The 18,103-nt window shown below is 67.1% G+C and carries 18 protein-coding genes; 10 read left to right on the top strand and 8 right to left on the bottom strand.

Features of this window, described 5'->3' with window-relative positions; all coding sequences use genetic code 11:
- Window positions 1–9 precede the first annotated feature (9 nt).
- From A5779_RS06155 to A5779_RS06145, 3 genes are all read right to left on the bottom strand, one after another.
- Window positions 10–234, bottom strand: a complete 225-nt coding sequence (locus tag A5779_RS06155) for a hypothetical protein (protein WP_055114375.1) — start codon at window positions 232–234, stop codon at window positions 10–12.
- A gap of 9 nt (window positions 235–243) precedes the next feature.
- Window positions 244–2,985: a glycoside hydrolase family 2 protein gene (locus A5779_RS06150; protein ID WP_236734660.1), complete on the bottom strand. Its 2,742-nt coding sequence runs from the start codon at window positions 2,983–2,985 to the stop codon at window positions 244–246.
- Window positions 2,986–3,149: 164 nt separating this feature from the next.
- Window positions 3,150–3,887, bottom strand: a complete 738-nt coding sequence (locus tag A5779_RS06145; RefSeq protein WP_055114376.1) for a glucose 1-dehydrogenase — start codon at window positions 3,885–3,887, stop codon at window positions 3,150–3,152.
- Between the two features lie 101 nt (window positions 3,888–3,988).
- Here A5779_RS06145 and A5779_RS06140 point away from each other — a divergent pair, with 101 nt between their 5' ends.
- Window positions 3,989–5,065, top strand: coding sequence for an NAD(P)H-dependent amine dehydrogenase family protein (locus A5779_RS06140; protein WP_064879971.1), 1,077 nt, complete (start codon window positions 3,989–3,991; stop codon window positions 5,063–5,065).
- Here A5779_RS06140 and A5779_RS06135 read toward each other — a convergent pair.
- Window positions 5,062–5,826 carry an HAD family hydrolase gene (locus A5779_RS06135; protein ID WP_064879969.1) on the bottom strand — a complete coding sequence of 255 codons (765 nt, stop codon included), beginning with the start codon at window positions 5,824–5,826 and terminating at the stop codon, window positions 5,062–5,064. The genes A5779_RS06140 and A5779_RS06135 overlap by 4 nt on opposite strands.
- A gap of 68 nt (window positions 5,827–5,894) precedes the next feature.
- Here A5779_RS06135 and A5779_RS06130 point away from each other — a divergent pair, with 68 nt between their 5' ends.
- The 5 genes from A5779_RS06130 to A5779_RS06110 all read left to right on the top strand — a co-directional run bounded on the left by A5779_RS06130 (window position 5,895) and on the right by A5779_RS06110 (window position 10,912).
- The gene (locus A5779_RS06130; RefSeq protein ID WP_064879967.1) at window positions 5,895–6,260 is read left to right on the top strand and encodes a VOC family protein; all 366 of its coding nucleotides are present in this window, start codon (window positions 5,895–5,897) and stop codon (window positions 6,258–6,260) included.
- A gap of 132 nt (window positions 6,261–6,392) precedes the next feature.
- Window positions 6,393–7,523: a nitronate monooxygenase gene (locus A5779_RS06125; protein ID WP_064879965.1), complete on the top strand. Its 1,131-nt coding sequence runs from the start codon at window positions 6,393–6,395 to the stop codon at window positions 7,521–7,523.
- Complete coding sequence (locus A5779_RS06120; RefSeq protein ID WP_236734659.1) at window positions 7,520–7,969, top strand: hypothetical protein; 450 nt, start codon at window positions 7,520–7,522, stop codon at window positions 7,967–7,969. Before A5779_RS06125 ends, A5779_RS06120 begins: the two co-directional genes overlap by 4 nt.
- Window positions 7,970–8,099: 130 nt before the next feature.
- Window positions 8,100–8,669, top strand: coding sequence for a TetR/AcrR family transcriptional regulator (locus A5779_RS06115; RefSeq protein WP_064879963.1), 570 nt, complete (start codon window positions 8,100–8,102; stop codon window positions 8,667–8,669).
- Complete coding sequence (locus A5779_RS06110) at window positions 8,666–10,912, top strand: molybdopterin-dependent oxidoreductase (RefSeq protein WP_064879961.1); 2,247 nt, start codon at window positions 8,666–8,668, stop codon at window positions 10,910–10,912. Before A5779_RS06115 ends, A5779_RS06110 begins: the two co-directional genes overlap by 4 nt.
- 15 nt (window positions 10,913–10,927) lie before the next feature.
- Here the strand turns inward: A5779_RS06110 and A5779_RS34240 are convergent, their stop codons facing one another.
- The gene (locus A5779_RS34240) at window positions 10,928–11,518 is read right to left on the bottom strand and encodes a hypothetical protein (RefSeq protein WP_082941547.1); all 591 of its coding nucleotides are present in this window, start codon (window positions 11,516–11,518) and stop codon (window positions 10,928–10,930) included.
- A 209-nt stretch (window positions 11,519–11,727) separates the two neighbouring features.
- On the opposite strand from A5779_RS34240, the gene A5779_RS06100 reads away from it, so the two are divergent.
- Window positions 11,728–12,975, top strand: a complete 1,248-nt coding sequence (locus A5779_RS06100) for a cytochrome P450 (protein ID WP_064879959.1) — start codon at window positions 11,728–11,730, stop codon at window positions 12,973–12,975.
- Here the strand turns inward: A5779_RS06100 and A5779_RS06095 are convergent.
- Window positions 12,929–13,198, bottom strand: a complete 270-nt coding sequence (locus A5779_RS06095) for a hypothetical protein (protein ID WP_064880009.1) — start codon at window positions 13,196–13,198, stop codon at window positions 12,929–12,931. The genes A5779_RS06100 and A5779_RS06095 overlap by 47 nt on opposite strands.
- A 160-nt stretch (window positions 13,199–13,358) precedes the next feature.
- Here A5779_RS06095 and A5779_RS06090 point away from each other — a divergent pair, with 160 nt between their 5' ends.
- From A5779_RS06090 to A5779_RS06080, 3 genes are read left to right on the top strand one after another with little or no spacing between them, the layout of a single operon-like run.
- Entirely contained in the window at window positions 13,359–14,135 is a 777-nt protein-coding gene (locus tag A5779_RS06090) for a helix-turn-helix domain-containing protein (RefSeq protein ID WP_110776936.1), read from the top strand.
- 56 nt (window positions 14,136–14,191) lie between these two features.
- Window positions 14,192–14,914 carry a FadR/GntR family transcriptional regulator gene (locus tag A5779_RS06085; RefSeq protein ID WP_064879957.1) on the top strand — a complete coding sequence of 241 codons (723 nt, stop codon included), beginning with the start codon at window positions 14,192–14,194 and terminating at the stop codon, window positions 14,912–14,914.
- Window positions 14,911–15,567 (top strand): sterol desaturase family protein, encoded by a 657-nt coding sequence (locus A5779_RS06080; protein WP_064879955.1) that lies wholly within the window; start codon window positions 14,911–14,913, stop codon window positions 15,565–15,567. Before A5779_RS06085 ends, A5779_RS06080 begins: the two co-directional genes overlap by 4 nt.
- Here A5779_RS06080 and A5779_RS06075 read toward each other — a convergent pair.
- Window positions 15,548–16,327 carry a L,D-transpeptidase gene (locus A5779_RS06075; RefSeq protein ID WP_064879952.1) on the bottom strand — a complete coding sequence of 260 codons (780 nt, stop codon included), beginning with the start codon at window positions 16,325–16,327 and terminating at the stop codon, window positions 15,548–15,550. The genes A5779_RS06080 and A5779_RS06075 overlap by 20 nt on opposite strands.
- 176 nt (window positions 16,328–16,503) lie before the next feature.
- Entirely contained in the window at window positions 16,504–17,922 is a 1,419-nt protein-coding gene (locus A5779_RS06070; RefSeq protein ID WP_131811584.1) for a DUF7159 family protein, read from the bottom strand.
- Window positions 17,923–18,103: the final 181 nt, after the last annotated feature.

Below are 18,103 nucleotides of genomic sequence, written 5' to 3'. Positions count from 1 at the left end.
GCCGGTGACTCAGCGCTTGAGCCAGTTGTTCAGAGTCGCGAGTTCGCGGGTGTAGGTGGTCATGATGTCGTCCTGGTACAGCGTCGCCCCGCTGATCGTGGTCGGCCCCTGCCACACCACCCTGATCCGGTTCGCACCGCGCTGGTAGACGTCCACCCGGTCGAGGTCACGGTGCAGCCAGCCGCCGCTGTCGGCCAGCCGGCCGACCTCATGGCGCTCATCGGTTGTGGTCATCAGCCGATCCTATCGTCGTGCCTGCTGGTCGATCGGTACCACCGTCGGTGCACTGTTGTACCCGCCGACCCGGACCCAGTTGAGTCCGTGCTCCGATCCGGTCACCGTGCCGCTGATCTCCGTCGTCTCCCCCGGGTACACGGTGACGTAGTTGTCGGAGTATTCGATCGGCAGGATCTCGTCACCGTCGCGGGTCGTCGTGATCTCGGCCCGCTCGAAGAAGGCGATCTGACGTCCCGGGTTGTGCAAGCGGATCACCACGCTCGCGCTGCCGTCGGTCGACTCGGTTCGGTGCGCGGTCACGTCCAACCGTGCGGGTCCCATGGTGTTGAGCGGTGTCAGGTCGGCCCAGCTGCTCTGCACCAGATCGAAGGCCTGGTCGTTGACCGGGGGCCCGACATCGTCGAGTTTCTGCGCCTGCCAGTACGTGTTGTCGGCGACCACGGCGCCGGACTCGTCGAGCAGTTCACAGCGGATGAACACCACCGGTGAATCGAGGGCCAGTCGGGGCAGCGTCAGCCCGGAGGCCACCCCGTTCGACGGCACGGCCGGCACCTCGGAACTGCGGTCGTCGCGCATCCGGCCGGTCAGGTCGTAGGTGCGCACCCGCACCCGTAGACCCGTCCGCTCCTGCGGCGACTGGTTGACCACCTTGACGTTGGCGGTGTCGTGGTCGCCGGTCGCGTACGAGTCGAAGACCACCGACAGCGGGCGCAGCCCCTTCTTGGCGCCGAAATATGCGCCACCGGGCCGCAGGTAGTAATCGAACAGATGACCGAAGAACGACGGCCAGTGGTTGTTGAGCATCCAGTAGATGGTCATCTTGTGGTTATCCCACCCGCCTGCGGCGAACGCCTCGAACTGGGCGCGGGTCGACTCGTAGTGGGCAAGCTGGGCTTTGCGGGCGAATTCCTCTGCGCCGCGCGATGATCCGTACCGCTGCATGACCGCAGTGCGGATGCTTTCCAGGGCGGCGTTGCTGGGGTTCGCCCCGGCGTGGAAGTACCAGGCCTCGTTGATCGGCCAGAGTTTGTCCGGTGGAATGAACTTCTGCAGGCTGGCGAACGGCGGGATGTGCTCGTTGTCGCCCTGTTCGGCATTGGAACCGCGGGTGGCCTGATAGCGACCGTCGAACCAGTAGCTCGGCGGGCGCCACGTATACGGGCCTGCCATGTGGATCCCATCCCAGTCCGGCTCGCCGTTGGCGTCGCGAGCCAGCGACGACACCGTGTCGACGACGGTGTTGGGCCAGTGCAGCTCACCCAGGATGCGGCGGTAACCGTCGAGCACCGGCGCCGGGGGCTTGCCGTCGCTGCCATTGGCCCACAGGAACGCCGACGCGTGGCCGCGCAGCGACAGGATCTGCGAGCGCATGCTCTCGTCGGCCACCCGGCGATCCTCGTCGTCCCACTGCCACCACTTCTCCCACTGGTTGCAGCACATCCACCCGTACATCAGCGGGATGCCCAGTTCGTCGGCCCGCTCGATGATGTTGTCGCCCGGGAACTTTCCCTCCAGGCGCACCATGTTCAGCCCGAGATCCCGGACGTATCCGAGAATGGCATCCTCCCGCTGCGGGTCGTACTGGAACAGCAGATCGGGTGTGTATGCCGCACCCCGGACCAGGAAGTCGCGCCCGTTGACCGTCAGGTAGAAGCTGCCGCCGCGGCCCAGATCGGGAAACTGCTCGTCGTTGTCGCGATGCTGCGCGACGGTACGGATACCGAATCGGGAATCCACGGTGTCGATCGGCCGGCCGTACCGCACGAACTCCAACCGCAGGTCATAGAGGTCCGGCCGGCCCATGGTGTAGGGCCACCAGAGGTCCGGGTTGCTCACCTGCAACGCCGCGAAAGTGTCCGGATCGAACCGGATTTCCCGCTTCTCCCCCGGCGCCAGGCTGACCGCTTGATCCACCGAGATGGTCGGTTTTCCCGGCCGGCTGATCCGGGCCCGAACCACGCCACGCATCGGAATGTCGGCGGTGTTGCGGATGTCGGAGTAGACGGTGAGCCGCGCCTGCGAGGTGTCAGGCAGCGGCAACTCGGTGGTCACCAGCGGGTCGCTGAGCACGACCTGCCCCGAGTAGCTGAGGTAGACGGGTTTGAAGATGCCCGCGTTACGGTCGGGCACATAGGAATTGCCACGCAGCGGATTCTTGTCCGGGCCCTGGTAGCCGATGCGGTTCCAGTTGAGCCAGTCCCACCAGCTGTCGGCGAGCTCGACCCCGTCGATGTCCTGCAACGCCTGCTCGGGAGTGACCCGGACCGCCAGCGTGTTGGCGCCGCCGGGGTTGATCCACGGCGTGGCGTCGATCTCGTGGATCGTGTGCATCCCTACGAGCAGGGAATTACCGGCGATCATGGTGCCGTTGAGCCAGACCTCGGCGCGGTAGTTGATGCCGGGGAAATCGAGCCGGTAGCTGGAGCTGCCCTGCGGCGCGGTGAAGGTCGTCCGGTACCACCAATCCTGGCGGAACAGGTCGTCGGGCACATCGGCCAGGTTGTCCCCGACGTACAGGTCCGGGTAGGTGCCGTCGTCCTGCAACGCCGCCAGCACCGTCGACGGCATGTGCTTGACCTCGTGCCAGTCGGCCTCGACCGCGCCCGGGGTCGACAACGCGGCGCCGTCGGCCGTCACGGTGCGCGCCGAGGCCAGCTGCCAGCCCTGTGCCAGCTCCACCCGTCCCGACGGGGGCTCCGGCGTGGCGAACGGCGGGAAATCGGCGGCGCACAGCGAGAACACCAGCACCGCGGCAACGACCAGGCCGACGAAACCCGTGAGGCTCAGGCCTGCGCGGCGACTCCGGGCGGAAATGGGCAGCTCCTCACAGACCGGTACGGCACCGCGATGAGTCGATGCCCTGCCGGGTCATTCTGCCGTGGCCGGTACCGCCGCGCGCGGCCGGTGCGTCCTCAGAGCTTGTGCGGGACGTCGTTGACGAGGCCGCCGTCCATCACGAACTCCGCGCCGGTGGCGTAGCGGGATTCGTCGCTGGCCAGGAACACCACGAAGGTCGAGACCTCCTCGGGTTGTCCTGACCGGCCCAGCGGAATGGTCAGCATGTCCTCGGGGAAATGCTCGGTCATCGGGGTCCGGATGAATCCGGGGTGGATCGAGTTGACCCGGATCTGCTTGGGTCCCAGCTCCAGTGCCGCAGACTTGGTCAGGCCGCGCACCGCCCACTTGGAGGCCACGTACGGGTGCACCATGGCCGCACCGCGCAGGCCCTCGATCGACGAGACGTTGATGATCGAGCCACCTCCCGCGGCCTTCATCGCCTTGACGCACGCCTGCATCCCCAGGAAGGTGCCGGTCAGGTTGACGTCGATCACCTTCTGCCACTGGGCCATGTCGAACTTGCCGATCTGGCCGAGCGCGACGATCCCGGCATTGTTCACCAGCACGGTGAGCGAGCCGAACTCCGAGGTGGCCGTTTCCACGGCGGCGTTCCACTGGTCTTCCTCGGTGACATCGAGGTGCACATAGCGGGCCGAGTCACCGAGCTCCGCGGCCAATGCCTTGCCCTCGTCGTCGAGGATGTCACCGATCACCACCTTGGCACCTTCGGCGATCAGCGCCCGGGCGTGCTCGGCGCCCATTCCCCGCGCCCCGCCACTGATGAGTGCCACTTTTCCGTCTACCCGTCCCATGACGGGTGAGGCTACCGCCTGCAGTGCCAAATTAGAACCTGTTCCAATTTTGACGCGGGATCGGCATACTGCGATCAGACCGAACACTTGAGGAGACCTGTATGGCCATTCGCGTGGCGCTCGTCGGCACCGGCAACTGCGGCCGGTTGGCCCTGATCCAGCTCATCGACGACCCTCGGTTCGAACTCGTCGCGGTGGGCACCTCGACCGAGACGAAGGTCGGTCTGGACGCCGCTGAACTGGCCGGGCTGGGCGGCGTCACCGGGGTCACCGCCACGCTGGGCATCGATGCCGCGATCGCCGCCGAACCGGACTGCCTGGTGTACTGCGCGATGGGTGACACCCGCCCCGTGGAAGCCACCCGCGATGTGATGGCCGCACTGGCCGCCGGGATCAATGTGGTCGGCTCGGCCCCGGGCGGCCTGCAGTTCCCCTGGGGCGCCATGCCGGAGAAGGCCATCGCGCGGGTGGAAGAAGCTGCCCAGGCGGGTAATTCAAGCGTGTTCATCACCGGTGTCGACCCCGGGTTCGCCACCGACCTTTTGCCGTTCGCGATCGCCGGTACCTGTCAGCGCATCGATCAGATCAAGACCATGGAGATCGCCGACTACGCCACCTATGACGGCACCGAGGTGATGTCGATCGTCATGGGATTCGGCAATCCGATCGACCAGCCCGGAATGTTGTTTCTCCCCGGAATCCTCAGCGCCGCTTGGGGGACCGCGATCCGGATGCTCGCCGCCGGACTCGGCGTCGAAGTCGAAGACATCACCGAGCACTACGAGTTGGAGCCCGCACCCGAGGACATCGAGGTCGCAACCGGCGTCATCGCCAAGGGCACGGTGGCGGCGATGCGCTTCCAGATCAACGGCATGGTCGGCGGTGAGCCGGTGATCGTCGTCGAACACGTCACCCGGGTGCGTGCGGATCTGCGACCGGACTGGGCGCAACCGGCCCAGCCCGGCGGCTCCTACCGCGTCGAGATCGTCGGCGAACCTTCGTACGTGGTCGACATCTGCCCGACCAGCCGCAAGGGCGACCACAACCACGCGGCGATCGTCGCGGCGGCCGGGCGCATCGTGAACGCCATCCCCGACGTGGTGGCCGCCGCGCCCGGCATCCGCACCACCCTGGACATGCCGCTCGTCACGGGCAAGGGCCTGCACAGGCTGGGCTAGGCGCCGGGTCGGAGCCCGCGTTCGCCACGACGCCGGCCACCGGGACGCGGCAAGCTGAGCACCGGCCAGTCCTGTTCGGTGGCAGCCGAGGCCAGACCCGGCCGCGGATTCACGGGCCGCGGATTGCCCACCAAACGCATCAGTGCGCCGTCCTCGGGGCCGTCCGCGTAGAAATAGCTGTGGGCCAGATCGACCTGCTCGGTTCGGCAAAAGGCTTGCACCGCATCGGCTTTGCGGGCCCCCCAGATGATCGGTTCGACGATCCCGCCGGTGAGCCGGCCCTGGTCGTCGGTCAGAAAGTGATTGCACAGCACGTGGTCGATCCCCAGGTGCCGCGCGACCGGCTCGGCGTGGATTGTCAGGGCCGAGGAGCTCATCACGACGGTGTGGCCGCGGTCCTGGTGACGGCGCACCACGTCCCGCATGTGCGGGTAGACCCGCTGGTTGATGCGGCTCTCGAACAGGTACTCCCCCAGCTCGTCGAGCTCGAGCAGGGATTCGCCGCGAAGGTATCCGGCGGCCCGGACCAACAACCGCTCGAACGGCATCCGGCCGATCCGGTACCTGACCGAGGCTTCGACGATTCCGAGGATCTCGCCGACAGCGGCCTGGCGCCGGCGGATCCGATGACCGGCGTGCGCCGTGGCGGTGAACCCGTCCACCAGCGTGCCGTCCAGGTCGAAGAAGGCCCCCACCTGCGCACCGCCCGGACCGTCCCCGATCTCCTCAAGTGACTCGGGTGGCGAGAGCATGCGGCCCATGGGCCTAGTACACCAAGCCGCCACGACAATCGGCCAGTCGAGACCGGATCCGGGACTAGAACAGAGGGATGTCCGCACAAATGCAATCCATCGCGATCAAGGACGTCGCGGCCGTCATCGCCACGGGTCGATTCCAGGAGGCGAGGGCCTGGTACGCGCGACTGCTCGGCCGGGAACCTGATCTGGAACCTGTTCCAGGGGTCGCCGAATGGCAGCTGACCGCAACCGCCTGGCTACAGGTCGTCACCGATCCGGTCCGGGCCGGGAGATCTGCTGTGCGATTCGGCGTCGACGATCTGGAGCACACCGCCGCCGGCCTGCGCCAGGATGGTGTGACGATCGGAGAACCGCAGGTCATCGCCGACATGGTCGCTGTCATCGACGTTGCCGATCCCGACGGAAATGAAGTTTCGTTCGTCGCCGAACTCGCATGAAAATTCCGGGTCGTTCCCCAAACGAGCCCGAGGCCGTACTAAACTAGAACACGTTTCATTTCCATGCGGGCCGTATCGGCCGAGGACTCTCAAACCGCACCGCCACTACACCGCCACTACAAGGAGCTCCGAATGCACACCGCACTCTGCGACGAGCTCGGGATCGACGTCCCGATCTTCGCATTTACCCACTGTCGCGACGTTGTCGTCGCCGTCAGCAAGGCCGGTGGTTTCGGCGTGCTGGGCGCCGTCGGATTCACCCCCGAGCAGCTCGAGATCGAGTTGAACTGGATCGACGAGCACATCGGCGACCACCCGTACGGCGTCGACATCGTCATCCCGAACAAGTACGAGGGCATGGACGCCAACATGTCCGCCGACGACCTCAAGGGCATGCTGCAGTCCCTGGTACCTCAGGAGCATCTGGATTTCGCCAAGAAGATCCTCGCCGACCATGGCGTGCCGGTCGACCACAGCGACGACGACGCCCTGCAGCTGCTGGGCTGGACCGAGGCCACCGCGACGCCTCAGGTCGAGATCGCGCTGAAGCACCCCAAGATGACGCTGATCGCCAACGCGCTGGGCACGCCGCCCAAAGACATGATCGACCGCATCCACGCCGAGGGGCGCAAGGTCGCGGCGCTGTGCGGTTCGCCGTCACAGGCCCGCAAGCACGCCGACGCGGGCGTCGACATCATCATCGCCCAGGGCGGCGAGGCCGGCGGCCACAGCGGCGAGATCGGCTCGATCGTGCTGTGGCCCCAGGTGGTCAAGGAAGTCGCCCCGGTTCCGGTTTTGGCCGCCGGCGGTATCGGCAGCGGTCAGCAGATCGCCGCCGCCCTGGCTCTCGGCGCACAGGGCGCCTGGACCGGCTCGCAGTGGGTCATGGTCGAGGAGTCCGAGCACACCGAACAGCAGCACGCTGCGTACGCCAGGGCCACCAGTAAGGACACCGTGCGCAGCCGCTCGTTCACCGGCAAGCCGGCCCGCATGCTCCGCAACGACTGGACCGACGCCTGGGAGAACCCGGACAACCCGAAGCCGCTCGGCATGCCGCTTCAGTACATGGTGTCCGGAATGGCCGTCGCGGCGACGCACAAGTACCCGAACGAGAGTGTTGACGTCGCATTCAACCCGGTGGGCCAGGTCGTCGGCCAGTTCAAGAAGGTCGAGAAGACCTCCGCCGTGATCGAACGCTGGGTGCAGGAGTACCTGGAGGCGACCGGCAACCTCAACGCGCTGAACGAGGCCGCCGGGGTGTGATCGAGGCCGCCGGCAGCGGGTTCCTCATCGCCGTTCTGTGGATGGACCTGATCTTCGACGTTCAGGTCCTACCCCACCGCAGGTCGGCCGAATTGCCGGAACCCGTGCTGGCGTCCATCGCCGGCTACTACCGCCGCGCGACCACCACATCGCGCCCGATGAGCCTGCTGATCGCCGCCGTCATGGTGGTGCTGTTGGCGGCATTGACTTTTCACGCAGTCGACGGTGCCGACCCGCGTTGGCTGACCGCGATGTTCGCGCTGCTCGCCGGCGGCCCCGTGCTGCTGGCCGTGCTGCGCACCGTCCCCAACGCCGTGGCCCTGGGTGCGCGCACCGCCAGCCCGGCCCAGCAGACGCGATTGGCCCGCGCCATCTGCAGCGAGCATCTGCTCTGTCTGACGAGCATGTCCATTTTTCTCGTGCTGTGGCTGGTGACGGCCGCCTAGAGCATCAACGCGGCGAATTGCAGCCAGCATCGAGCAGGAATCCGCCGCTCAAGTCGTGGGCGACGGGCGATAGACCTGCGCCTGCCCGTTATGTATGGTTGCATACATAGAAATGGCGAAAGGGCTTCGGATGACCAGTCCTCGCGAACGCATGGTTGCTTCGGCCGCACTGTTGATCCGGGAACGCGGCGCGCACCCCACCGCGATTGCCGATGTATTGGCCCACAGCGGCGCCCCACGCGGCTCGGCGTACCACTACTTCCCCGGCGGTCGTACCCAACTCCTATGCGAGGCAATCGATTACGCGAGCGATCACATCGCCGCGCAGATCGACCAGGCGGACAGCGCCGCGGCACTGCTCGACGCGATGATCGCCGGCTTTCGTAAACAACTGTCCGCCACCGACTTCCGGGCCGGTTGCCCGATTGTGGCGGTGACTGTCGAGGCCGGCGAACCCACGGCCGCCGAGCCCACTCCCCTCGACCGAGCTGGGGTGGCCTTCACCCGCTGGACCGGACAGATCACCCGCCGCCTGCAGAGCGACGGAGTATCCACCGAACGCGCCGAGGAACTCGCCACGCTGATCCTGACCGCGATCGAAGGTGCCGTGGTGATGGCCCGGGCGACCCGTGACGTCAAACCACTCGATCTGATCCACCGTCAACTTCGCGCACTCCTGCCGGAAGGAATCCCGTCATGACCGTCGATCAATGGCAGCCCACCGCGTGCATCCTGTGTGAGTGCAACTGCGGCATCGTGGTGCAGACCGAAGGCCGGGCCATCACGAAAATCCGCGGCGACAAGGACCACCCGGCGTCGGCGGGCTACACGTGCAACAAGGCGCTGCGGCTGGACCACTACCAGAGCAGCACCAACCGCCTGACCTCGCCACTGCGCCGCACACCTGACGGCAGCTACGAGGAGATCGACTGGGACACCGCGATTTCCGAGATCGCCGCGAAGTTCCTGGCAGTCAGGGAAGTTCACGGCGGGGACAAGATCTTCTACTACGGTGGCGGCGGCCAGGGCAACCACCTGGGCGGCGCGTACAGCGGCGCATTCCTCAAGGCGATCGGTTCGCGGTACCGGTCAAACGCCCTGGCGCAGGAGAAGACCGGCGAGGCGTGGGTCGACGCCCACCTCTACGGCGGGCACACCCGCGGCGAGTTCGAGCAGGCCGAGGTCTCGGTGTTCGTGGGCAAGAACCCGTGGATGTCGCAGAGTTTTCCACGGGCCCGCGTCGTGCTCAACGAGATCGCCAAGGATCCGGACCGCGCGATGATCGTGATCGACCCGGTGATCACCGACACCGCCAAACTCGCCGACTTCCACCTGCGCGTGCGGCCGGGGACCGATGCGTGGTGCCTGGCCGCGATGGCCGCGGTGCTGGTTCAGGAAAACCTGTGCGACGAAGAGTTCCTGGCCACTCACGTCAACGGCGTCGAACCGGTCCGTGAGGTGCTTCGTGAGGTTCCGATCGGCGACTATGCCGCACGGTGCGGCGTCGACGAGACCCTGCTGCGCCAGGCGGTGCGCCGCATCGCGGGTGCCGGCAGCGTCGCGGTGTTCGAGGATCTCGGCATCCAGCAGGCCCCCAACAGCACGCTGTGTTCATACCTCAACAAGATGCTGTGGATCCTCACCGGCAACTTCGCCAAACGCGGTGGGCAACATCTGCATTCGTCGTTCGCCCCATTGTTCGGTTCAGGCGGGGTGGGCCGCAGCCCGGTCACCGGCGCCCCGGTGATCGCCGGCCTGGTGCCGTCCAACGCGGTGCCCCAGGAGATCCTCACCGACCATCCCGACCGCTTCCGGGCGATGATCGTCGAGAGCAGCAACCCCGCGCACTCGATCGCCGATTCGGCGGCCGTGCGGGCCGCCCTGGAATCGCTCGAACTCCTCGTCGTCATCGACGTCGCGATGACCGAAACCGCCCGGCTGGCAGATTATGTGCTGCCTGCGGCCAACCAGTTCGAGAAGCCCGAGGCGACGTTCTTCAATCTCGAGTTCCCGCACAACAGCTTCCACCTGCGCCACCCGTTGTTCGAACCTTTGCCCGGCACGCTGCCCGAGCCCGAGATCTGGGCCCGCCTGGTGCGCGCCATCGGTGCGGTCGACGATGCCGAACTGGATCCGTTACGGCGCGCGGCCCGCGACGGCCTGGACGCCTACGCCGCAGCGTTTCTCGGCGCTGTGGGCGCCAACCCGGGCCTGGGACGGGTCCTGCCATACGTGCTGTACGAGACGCTCGGACCGGTGCTTCCGGATGGCCTCGCCGGCGCCGCGGCGCTGTGGGGGCTGGCGCAGAAGACCGCCGTGACCTATCCCGATGCCGTGCGTCGCGCCGGTCACGCCGACGGCAACGCCCTCTTCGAGGCCATCTTGGCCGGCCGGTCCGGGCTGACCTTCACCGTGCACGAATATCCGGACGATTTCGCTCTGATCGGCCACCCGGATCACAAGATCGCACTCGCAATGCCCGAGATGCTCGACGCGGTCCGAGCATTGCCGACCACGCCGTCGGCGCTGACCTCCGAGGAGTTCCCGATGGTGCTCTCGGCCGGCGAACGTCGGGCCTACACCGCCAACGACATATTCCGCGACCCGGCCTGGCGCAAGCGCGACAGTGAAGGAGCCCTGCGGATCAGCGCCGACGACGCCGAGTCCATCGGCCTACGCGACGGAGACCGGGCCAGGCTGACCACCGCGACGGGAAGCGCGGAGGTGACCGTGGAGGTCAACGACGCGATGCTGCCGGGGCACATCTCGCTGCCCAACGGATTCGGCCTCGACTACACCGACGGCCAAGGGCGGTCGATCGTGCCCGGCGTCGCACCCAACGAGCTCACGTCGTCGCAGTGGCGCGATGAGTACGCGGGCACACCGTGGCACAAGCACGTGCCTGCCCGGGTTGACCTTCCGGTCGTAACCCTGCCGGCCTGATCAGATTCCCGGCACTCAGGGCGCCGGGGCCGGGGCGGGCGCTGCCGGGGCGGCTGGACCGGCGGGCACAGCGACAGCTGGGCCGGCAGGAGCAGCGGGCAACACGGCGGGCCCGGCAGGAGCGCCTGGGTCGGTTACGGCCGGCCCGCCGGGCAGAGGTGCTGTCGGTGCACCGGGGGCCGCAGGCGCGGTCGGAACGTTCGGCCCGGGTACCTGGCCCGGGACAGGCGTGTTCATGCCGCGCTGCGCGAGCCCGAGTACCAGGGCTTCCTTGCCGCTGATCTCCTGGTTCTGCACCGCGTGCCACAGATCCTTGAGGTAGCTCAGGTTGGGCGTCTCGGTTCCCTGTCCCGTGGGATCCATCGTGGCCCCCGGCGGCAGGGCATCGGGGCTGGCCAGGTGAGGGGTACCCGGGGCCGCGGCAACCGGTGCCGTCGGATCTCCGACCGCTGCCTGAGCCGCCGGTCCGGGCGCGGGCGCCGGCGCGGGGGCAGGCGCCGGATTGGGTGGCTCCGCGGCCGCCGCGGCGGCCATGGCCAACGCGACGACAGGACCCGACACACAGCCCGTCAACACGATCCCGAACCTACGGACGTCGACTCGCATAACTGGTTGGCCTCCTGCTGTTGCTCCAGGGACGAATGGTAACGCTGAGTGCATCGTCGCGCTCGTTCAACCGTTACAACGCAAGAATCGGAACACGTTCCAATACCCACGATGTGGGAGTTTCCGAAACCCGCTCCGAGGGGCCCCACCTGTGGTGTAGCAATGGGTTTACGCCACTACACAACGTCGTCGCGAGGAGCGCCAACGCCATGCCGACTCTGAACCTCCCGCCCGGATTCGACTTCACCGATCCCGACATCTACGCCGAACGGCTGCCCGTCGAGGAACTCGCCGAGATGCGCAAGTTGGCTCCGATCTGGTGGAACGAACAGCCGCTTGGACAAGGGGGGTTCGACGACGGCGGGTTCTGGGTCGTCACGAAGCACAAGGACGTCAAAGAGGTCTCGCTGCGCAGTGACGTGTTCTCCAGCCAGGAGAAGACCGCCCTCCCGCGCTACCGCGACGGCACCGTCCAGCAGCAGATCGAGCAGGGCAAGTTCGTCATGCTCAACATGGACGCCCCACACCACACGCACCTGCGCAAGATCATCTCGCGGGCCTTCACACCACGGGCGATCGAGCGCCTGCGCGCCGACCTGGCCGACCGGGCCCGGGACATCGTCGCGGCCGCCGCTGCCGCGGGTTCCGGAGATTTCGTCGAGCAGGTCTCGTGCGAACTACCCCTGCAGGCGATCGCGGGGCTGATGGGCGTGCCGCAGGAAGACCGCATGAAGTTGTTCGACTGGTCCAATCAGATGGTCGGCGACCAGGACCCGGAGTTCGCCTCCAACGACGCGATCAGCGCCTCCGTCGAGTTGATCATGTACGGGATGCAGATGGCGGCCGAGCGGACCAAGAACCCCGGCGACGACCTGGTCACCAAACTCCTGCAGGCCGACGTGGAGGGGCACAAGCTCTCCGACGACGAGTTCGGCTTCTTCGTCATCCTGCTCGCCGTGGCCGGAAACGAGACCACCCGCAACTCGATCACCCAGGGCATGATGGCCTTCGCCGATCACCCCGACCAGTGGGAGCTGTTCAAACGCGAGCGCCCCGGCACCGCGGCCGACGAGATCGTCCGGTGGGCCACGCCCGTCACGTCATTCCAGCGCACCGCCCTGGAGGACACCGAGCTGGCCGGCGTGCCCATCAAGAAGGGTCAGCGGGTGGTGATGTTCTACCGCTCGGCGAACTTCGACGAGGATGTGTTCGACGACCCGTACAGCTTCAACATCCTGCGGGACCCCAACCCGCACGTGGGGTTCGGCGGTACGGGCGCGCACTACTGCATCGGCGCCAACCTCGCCAGGATGACCATCGACCTGATCTTCAACGCGATCGCCGACGGGATGCCCGACCTGACGCCGTTGGCGGCGCCCGAGCGTCTCCGGTCGGGTTGGCTCAACGGCATCAAACATTGGCAGGTGGACTACCGCGGCCAGTCGGGTAGTCGATGACGGATCGCCAATAGTCCTCCGGGATTTCGGTATTCGACCGCAGCACGATCGCCAGACCGGTTGCCATCGCGATGCCGAGAAGCCCGAGCCACAGGCCGGCGAGTGCGATCGCGATCCAGAGCACGGTTGTCAGGGCGGGCCACGGCGATACCACCGCGAGCACCGGCGCGAAGAAGAATCCGGTGCCGACGTAGGCGGCCGACCCGGCCCGGTCGGCCGCCATGACGAAGTGCAGCCAGCGTGGAATCGGTTGGTCGGACAGAGGTTTGTCGCTCACTGCCGCCTCCTTCGTGGGGTCTGGAGACCACAGTGGCCCGGGCCGGGTAAGTACCGCAATTACCCCGCAGGTAGTGGTTATCTCCCGGCGTGTGAGTGAGACTCGGATGGTGACGACTGCGGCAACCCAGACACCTATCGGATCGCTGATGCGCGACTGGCGATTACGCCGCCGCATCAGTCAGCTGGACCTGGCCATCGAGGCCGACGTTTCGGCGCGTCACCTCAGCTTCATCGAAACCGGGCGGTCGGTACCGAGCCGGGCCATGGTGCTGCGGCTCGCCGAGGCACTGGAGGTGCCGCTGCGGGATCAGAACCAGCTGCTCCTCGCTGCGGGGCTGGCACCGGTCTACGCCGAGCGGACTCTGGAGGACCCCGAGATGACGGGTGTGCGCGACGGTGTGGCCCGAGTGTTGGACGCCTACAACCCGTTTCCCTGCGTGGTCGTCGATCGCACCTGGAATCTGTTGCAGGCCAACGCCGGTACCGCAGTCATGCTGGACGGTGTCGCACCGCATCTGCTGGCCCGGCCCAACGCGCTGCGGATCACCCTGCACCCCGAGGGCATGGCGCCGCGCATCCGGAACCTGGCCGAGTGGCGCCACCACCTGATCAGCCGGCTACGCCGGGAGGTCACCGTGAGCGGATCAGCCGAGCTGGCCGCCCTTCTTGCCGAGATCGAGTCCTACCCGGGCGGGATGGAACCGGTGCGAGATCTCGGCGGAGTGGTCGTCCCACTGGAACTGACCGCGCCCGACGGCACCGTACTGACCTTCCTGAGCACGGTCACCACCTTCGGGACGGCCCTGGACCTGACCGCCGCGGAACTGAGCATCGAGGCGTTTCTGCCGGCCGACGCCGAGACCGCGGCCGCGCTACGGTGAAAATTAGTGGTCTGACCACTTGACCTCTGACCCCCAGGCCGGGCAAGGTGGGTCGTATGGCCCTACAACCGGTGAACCGTCGCTCCGTACCCGAGGACGTGTTCGAGCAGATCGTCGCGGAGGTACTCAGCGGGCAGGTGCAGCCCGGCGAGCCCCTGCCCAGTGAACGCCGCCTCGCCGAGGTGCTGGGCGTGTCCCGCCCGGCTGTGCGCGAGGCGATCAAGCGGCTCACCGAGGCGGGCCTGGTCGAGGTTCGGCAGGGCGACTCGACCACGGTGCGGGATTTCCGCAAGCACGCGGGCCTCGATCTGTTGCCCCGGCTCCTCTTGCGCGCAGGCGAACTCGACGTCGGCGTGGTTCGCAGCATCCTCGAAACCCGGCTGCACAACGGACCCAAGGTGGCCGAGTTGGCCGCCGAGCGGGCACCGTCCGAGGTGATCGCGCAACTCGGCCGCACGGTCGATGCCCTGGCGGCCGAACCGGACCCGGTCGAGCAACAACGTCAGGCACTCGCCTTCTGGGATCTGATCGTCGACGGTGCGGATTCGATCGCATTCCGCTTGATGTACAACACCCTTCGGCAGACCTACGAGCCCGCGCTGCCGGCGCTGGCCACAATGATGGCCGCGGAGGTCGGCCGTCCCGAGGCGTATCGCCGCATCGTCGAGGCCATCGAAGCGGGTGACCCCGCCGCAGCCCGGCTCGCGGCTCAGGACCTGCTGGAGCCTGCCACCAACGCGCTCATGGGCGCACTCGAGGCATTGGAGGAAACCCGATGACGCGCAATGCTTTCACGTTGGCCGACGCAGCACGGGAGTTCGTCAAGCACCCCTCCCCCTGGATGATCGGCACCGCGCTGATCGTCAGCGTCGCCGCGCGGTGTGCCGTCGGAGACTGGCAACCCACCGACGCGCTCGTACCCGCGGTGATGCTGGTGACGTTCCCGTTCTTCGAATGGATCGTCCACGTCTTCGTACTGCACTGGCGCCCAAGGCGATTGGGCCCGATCACACTGGATTCGCTGTTGGCTCGCGACCACCGGCTGCACCACGTCGATCCACGTGACATCCCGTTGATCTTCATCCCGTGGCGCGCACTGCTGTGGATTCTGCCCGTCGCAGTCGCCGTAGCCCTCCTGGTGTTCCCACGACTCGGCCTGGGGCTGACGTTTCTGTCCCTGCTGACCGTTCTCGGCCTGGCCTACGAGTGGTGTCACTACCTGATCCACAGTGACTACAAGCCGAAAAGCCGCGCCTACCGTGCGGTTTGGCGCAACCATCGCCAGCACCACTACAAGAACGAGCACTACTGGTTCACGGTCACCACCGCCGGGACCGCGGACCGGGTCCTGGGGACCTACCCCGACCTGGCGACGGTATCCACCTCACCGACCTCGAAGAACCTGCACGCGGCTATGCCTGCACGACAATAGGGTCGCCCAGGTGCACCGTGTTGAAGTACCAGTCGGCGTTGTCGGGGCTCAAGTTGATGCAACCGTGGCTGACGTTGGCGTAGCCCTGAGATCCCACCGACCAGGGCGCCCCGTGCACGTAGACACCGCCCCAAGTCACGCGAACAGCGTCGTAGACGGTGAGCTTGTACCCCTCCGGGTCGCTCAGCGGAATACCGATCGTGCGCGAATCCATCACCACGACAGGCTCTTTGGCCAGCGCGGTGAAGGTCCCGATCGGGGTCGGGTGCTTGGGCTTGCCCATCGACGCAGGCATGGTGCGGGCCACCGTGCCATCGATGCTGACCGTGAAGGTGTGCGCATCGATGTCGGCGACACCGAGTACCTGGGCCCCCGTCTCGAAACTCGTCTTCGCGCCGCCGGCAGTGACCGAGATCTTCGAATGAGCCGGCCACAGCTGATCCGGTTTCCACTGCATGACATCGTCACTCAGCCAGGTGAAGGTGCCAGTGGGGGTCTCGGGAGAGCTGATCTTCAGGCTGCTCTGTGCCGCATCGCGATCGGTCACCGGATCGGCGAACGTCACTGTCAGCGGCATGGCGACGCCGACCACCGATCCGGAGGCGGGCTCGATCTTCACACCGGGTGCGGGCGTGCTCACCGCAGCAGATGCCACATTCACCGTGCTCGCAGCGGCCAAGGTGGCGACACCGATCGCCGCAAACACTTTCAGTACCGACGCTCGAACGGTTCCGAATGACGACGATGGGGCGGTCAGCATTCCACCAGTGTAGGTGAGCGCCGATGGTGCACCTTTTAGGCGCAGCGTGGCGACGGCAATTCGAGGTCGGCGGTGGCGCAGTGGGTTGCCCATGGTGAACTCATCGGCCGGGCAACTCAGAATGTTTCACCGCGCCCATCGGCGCCCCGGCATGAGTCTCAGCAACGTCACAGCGCTCAGGGCGCGGGGGGAACCGGCACCGGAGGCTCGGCCGGGGCCGGCAGCTGCTCAGGTGCCGGTGGCGCCACTTCTGTCGCGGCCGAGCCGGCCGCGGGCGGTACCGGTTCGGCCGCGGGCGGTACCGGTTCGGTCACCGGAGCCTGCGCTGCCGTCTGTTGCACCGGTGCCGCCTCTGGCGGCGCCGGTGGCGCTGAGGGCGCCACCTCGGGGGCCGGCGGTGGGGGCGGTGCCACCTCCGATGTCGAGGACGGTGGCGGCGGCACCTGGCTCTCGGGCACGGGCTGTTGGCCCGGCTCCGGCGGTGGCGCAGCCGGGACTTGTTCGGGCAACGGTGGCGCCTGCTCCGGCGGCATCGCCTCCAGCTCGGGCGCAGGAGGCGCCATCAGCTCGCCGGCGTTCTCGGGTGGCGCCGTGGTGGATTGATCGACGACGTGCTCTGGCGGGGCGTCCTCTACCACCGGTTCGAGCACCGGCGGGGCTTCGAGGGGCGAGGCCGGGGGCACCGGAGACGTGACCGCCGAGGTCTGCTGCACGGAGGCCGAATCCCCCGATGTGCTCACCACCGGACGCGTGCTCTTGTGGGGTGTCGGCTCCGAACCGGGCAACAGCTGCTGGCCGATCGCCAGGGAGAGCGACACCGCGAAGGCCAGCACTCCACCGACCAATATCGCCAGGGGCGTCAATTGCTTTGGGGGCCAGCGCCATCCGGCCTTGGCCGCGCTGTCGTCGGATGCCCATCGGCTCCTGCGTACCGCAGCCAACGCGGCTCCCCTGGCCAACGGCAACCCCGGTTCGGCAGGTGTGAACACCGGCACAGCCAGTGCCTGCTCCAGTTTCGGCAGAACCGAGTCCAGGTCGACGGCGGACCCCACGACGACCAGCGCATCAGGGCGCGGATCCGCCGCATCGAACATGTCTGACAGCCAGGTTGTCAGGCCGGCCACGGTCTCGATGCCACGGCTGACCGTGGTCTGCACCGGACTGTCGCCGCTCACGGTCATCGCCTGTACGACATCGGGTTCCAGCACACATACGCCGGTCGTGTCGAATCCGACGATGCCGGCAACGCGCCGAGCCAACGCGTCCGTCGCGTGCGGCAACCGGACCGGGATCACATCGGCGAATCCAGCGTCCGTGAACTTCTTCAGCAGCACCGCGGCCTCGGCGGCCGCCCCCGAACTCCACGTGACGCCGATGGCTGCCAGCCGCAAACCACGTTCTGCGGCAACCCTTTCGACACGCCGAACCGCCTTCACGACGTCGGCGCAGATGTCATCGGTACGCGCGGGTGCAAGGCCGCGAATGTCGAGCGCCTCGTGGTCGACGGTCGCTCCGTCGGCCTCGCAGCCCTCGACCAGGACCAGACCGACGGTGGACGGTGTCAACGACACACCGAGCACCGCGTCCACATGCACCCCCGAAAAGTGTGGCCGTCGTCCAAACGTTTCACGGTGACATTACCCGGTGGCAGCTTCATTCCCATCTCCTGCACCACCGGCGACCTTTCACCACGTGCGACGAAATGTGCTGTGCCGCAGAATCGCCAGTACACAACGCAGTCATAGTTTGCCGTCCGGCCCGTCAATTTCGGTCGAC

This window comes from Mycolicibacterium peregrinum, from assembly GCF_001665625.1.
Lineage (GTDB): Bacteria > Actinomycetota > Actinomycetes > Mycobacteriales > Mycobacteriaceae > Mycobacterium > Mycobacterium peregrinum_B.
This window is presented reverse-complemented; position numbering and strand designations above follow the sequence as displayed.

Bases quoted from the DNA above. Each gene is read 5' to 3' on its own strand.
- A5779_RS06155 (WP_055114375.1), bottom strand. From the start codon at position 234: ATGACCACAACCGATGAGCGCCATGAGGTCGGCCGGCTGGCCGACAGC.
- A5779_RS06145 (WP_055114376.1), bottom strand. From the start codon at position 3,887: ATGGGACGGGTAGACGGAAAAGTGGCACTCATCAGTGGCGGGGCGCGG.
- A5779_RS06140 (WP_064879971.1), top strand. From the start codon at position 3,989: ATGGCCATTCGCGTGGCGCTCGTCGGCACCGGCAACTGCGGCCGGTTG.
- A5779_RS06135 (WP_064879969.1), bottom strand. From the start codon at position 5,826: ATGGGCCGCATGCTCTCGCCACCCGAGTCACTTGAGGAGATCGGGGAC.
- A5779_RS06130 (WP_064879967.1), top strand. From the start codon at position 5,895: ATGTCCGCACAAATGCAATCCATCGCGATCAAGGACGTCGCGGCCGTC.
- A5779_RS06125 (WP_064879965.1), top strand. From the start codon at position 6,393: ATGCACACCGCACTCTGCGACGAGCTCGGGATCGACGTCCCGATCTTC.
- A5779_RS06115 (WP_064879963.1), top strand. From the start codon at position 8,100: ATGACCAGTCCTCGCGAACGCATGGTTGCTTCGGCCGCACTGTTGATC.
- A5779_RS06110 (WP_064879961.1), top strand. From the start codon at position 8,666: ATGACCGTCGATCAATGGCAGCCCACCGCGTGCATCCTGTGTGAGTGC.
- A5779_RS34240 (WP_082941547.1), bottom strand. From the start codon at position 11,518: ATGCGAGTCGACGTCCGTAGGTTCGGGATCGTGTTGACGGGCTGTGTG.
- A5779_RS06100 (WP_064879959.1), top strand. From the start codon at position 11,728: ATGCCGACTCTGAACCTCCCGCCCGGATTCGACTTCACCGATCCCGAC.
- A5779_RS06095 (WP_064880009.1), bottom strand. From the start codon at position 13,198: ATGGCGGCCGACCGGGCCGGGTCGGCCGCCTACGTCGGCACCGGATTC.
- A5779_RS06090 (WP_110776936.1), top strand. From the start codon at position 13,359: ATGGTGACGACTGCGGCAACCCAGACACCTATCGGATCGCTGATGCGC.
- A5779_RS06085 (WP_064879957.1), top strand. From the start codon at position 14,192: ATGGCCCTACAACCGGTGAACCGTCGCTCCGTACCCGAGGACGTGTTC.
- A5779_RS06080 (WP_064879955.1), top strand. From the start codon at position 14,911: ATGACGCGCAATGCTTTCACGTTGGCCGACGCAGCACGGGAGTTCGTC.
- A5779_RS06075 (WP_064879952.1), bottom strand. From the start codon at position 16,327: ATGCTGACCGCCCCATCGTCGTCATTCGGAACCGTTCGAGCGTCGGTA.